Source organism: Streptomyces fuscigenes, assembly GCF_021556455.1.
Classification (GTDB): domain Bacteria; phylum Actinomycetota; class Actinomycetes; order Streptomycetales; family Streptomycetaceae; genus Streptomyces; species Streptomyces fuscigenes.
The window spans coordinates 1-2,444 of record NZ_JAKGCV010000630.1; the positions used below are offsets into that span (position 1 = coordinate 1).

At 77.2% G+C, this 2,444-nt stretch carries 2 protein-coding genes and 1 pseudogene; all 3 read right to left on the bottom strand.

The window, feature by feature from the left end; genetic code table 11:
• Positions 1-60: 60 nt before the first annotated feature.
• The gene (locus L1885_RS27135; protein ID WP_235799803.1) at positions 61-1,452 is read right to left on the bottom strand and encodes a cobyrinic acid a,c-diamide synthase CobB; all 1,392 of its coding nucleotides are present in this window, start codon (positions 1,450-1,452) and stop codon (positions 61-63) included.
• A 118-nt stretch (positions 1,453-1,570) separates the two neighbouring features.
• Entirely contained in the window at positions 1,571-2,170 is a 600-nt protein-coding gene (cobO, locus tag L1885_RS27140) for a cob(I)yrinic acid a,c-diamide adenosyltransferase (RefSeq protein ID WP_235799804.1), read from the bottom strand.
• Positions 2,170-2,444: pseudogene (locus L1885_RS27145) on the bottom strand (magnesium chelatase); the annotation flags it as partial. The pseudogene L1885_RS27145 and the gene cobO, both read right to left, overlap by 1 nt.

Below are 2,444 nucleotides of genomic sequence, written 5' to 3' on the forward strand. Positions count from 1 at the left end.
CGACGCTGCCCGGGCCCGGGGCGCGCCCCCGCGAGCGCCTTCCCGGCTCGTCCGCCCCGCTCACGCGCCGCCCGCCGCGGCCGCCGCCCGCCGCACGAAGCGGGTCGCGAACTCGGGAGTGGCCGCCCAGTGGGTGTGCAGGTAGCTGGCGTGCACCCCCCGCCGTACGAAGCCCTCCATGCGCCGCTCGGGCCGCACCAGTCCCCAGGCCGGATACGGGCCCGCGCCCGGCTCCAGGACCGTGCGGTGGAACTCGTGGCCGCGCGTGCGCGTCCCGGCCTCGGCGATCGAGCTGTCCCCGATCGCGACGGCCTCCCGGTAGCCCAGCGTCAGCCGCTCGGTCATCCGCGCGTCGGCGTCCAGCACCCCGCACATCTGCCGGCCGTCGAGCGACCGGGCGAGGTAGAGCAGCCCCGCGCACTCGGCCGCGACCGGCGCACCCGAGTGCGCCAGCGCGGCCACCGCGCGCCGCAGCTCGTCGTTGGCCGACAGCTCCGGCGCGTACACCTCGGGGAAGCCGCCGCCCACGACCAGCGCCGCGGTGCGCGGCGGCAGGCCGTCGTCGCGCAGCGGGTCGAACGTGACGACGTCCGCGCCGGCCGCCCGCAGCAGCTCGGTCTGCTCCGCGTACGAGAACGTGAACGCGGAACCGCCCGCCACCGCGACCACGGGCCGCGCGTCGGTCACCGGGCCGCCGCCGACCGCGTCCGACGGGTCCCAGGCCGGCGCGTCGAGCGGCGGCGCGGAGCGGGCGAGCGCCAGCAGCGCGTCGAGGTCGCAGCCCGCCCGTACGTGCTCCGCGAGCGCCCGGGTCGCCGCGACGGCGTCGGCCTGCCGCTCCGCCACCGGCACCAGGCCGAGATGGCGCGAGGGCGTGCCCACGCCGTCCGACCGGCGCAGCACGCCGAGGACGGGCACCCCGCAGTCGTCCAGGGCCTCGCGCAGCAGCGCCTCGTGCCGGTCGGAGCCCACCTTGTTCAGGATCACCCCGCCGACCCGCACGTCCGGGTCGAAGCCGACGAAGCCGTGCACCAGCGCCGCCACCGAGCGCGACTGCGAGGACGCGTCGACCACCAGCACGACCGGCGCCCGCAGCAGCTTGGCCACGTGCGCGGTCGAGGCGAGCTCGCCCTGGCCCGCGGCCCCGTCGTACAGGCCCATCACGCCCTCCACGACGGCGAGGTCGCAGCCCGCGGCGCCGTGCGCGAACAGCGGCGCCACCAGCTCGGGCCCGCACAGGTACGCGTCGAGGTTGCGCCCCGGCCGCACGACCGGGCCGCTGCCCGAGACGGCGAGCGCGTGGTAGCCGGCGTCGATGTAGTCCGGCCCGACCTTGTGCGGGGACACGGTGAGGCCGCGCCCGGTGAACGCGGCCATCAGGCCGGTGGCGACGGTGGTCTTGCCGCTGCCGGAGGACGGCGCGGCGACGACCAGCCGCGGGACGGCGCTCACCACGCCGCCACCCGCGCCTCCGCCGTCCCGGCGGCGCCCGCTGCCCGGGCGGTCCCCGGCTGTCGCGCCGGGCCCGCGCCCCGGTCCGCTCCCGCGGTCGTCCGCGCGGCGCCGGGCGTCACCATTCGATGCCTCGCTGGCCCTTCTGACCCGCGTCCATCGGGTGCTTCACCTTCGTCATCTCCGTCACGAGGTCCGCGAAGTCCATCAGCTCCTGCGGGGCGTTGCGGCCCGTGATGACCACGTGCTGGGTGCCGGGCCGGTCGCGCAGCACCTCGACGACCTCGGCCGTGTCCACCCAGCCCCAGTGCAGCGGGTAGGCGAACTCGTCGAGCACGTAGAGGCGGTGCGTCTGGGCGGCGAGGTCGCGCTTGACCTGCTCCCAGCCCTCCCGGGCCGCCTCCTCGTTGGACAGCTGGCTGTCGCGCTGGACCCAGGACCAGCCCGCGCCCATCTTGTGCCAGGCGACGGTGCCGCCCTCGCCGCTCGCGCCGAGCGTGGTGAGTGCCTTCTCCTCGCCGACGCGCCACTTCGCGGACTTCACGAACTGGAACACGCCGATCGGCCAGCCCTGCGTCCAGGCGCGCAGCGCCAGGCCGAACGCGGCCGTCGACTTGCCCTTGCCCGGACCGGTGTGGACGAGGACGAGCGCACGGTTGCGCCGCTGGCGCGTGGTGAGGCCGTCGTCGGGGACGGCCTCCGGCTTTCCCTGGGGCATCAGGCGGCCCTTCTCGTGTCGGTGGAGGTGCTGTGGCGGGCGTCGCGCGCGTGCTGGGCGTCCCGTACGTCCTTGACGAGGCCGGCGATCGCGTCGGCGCGCAGCTCGTCCAGCGTCACCGCGGTGCCGCCGAGCGCCTGCGCCAGCGAACCGGCCAGGCCGAGGCGCACCGGCCCCGACTCGCAGTCCACGACGACCGACGCGACGCCCTCCGCCGCGTGCAGCGACGCGGCCCGCGCGGCCTGGGCGACGGCGTCCCCGCCGCGTGCCGCGG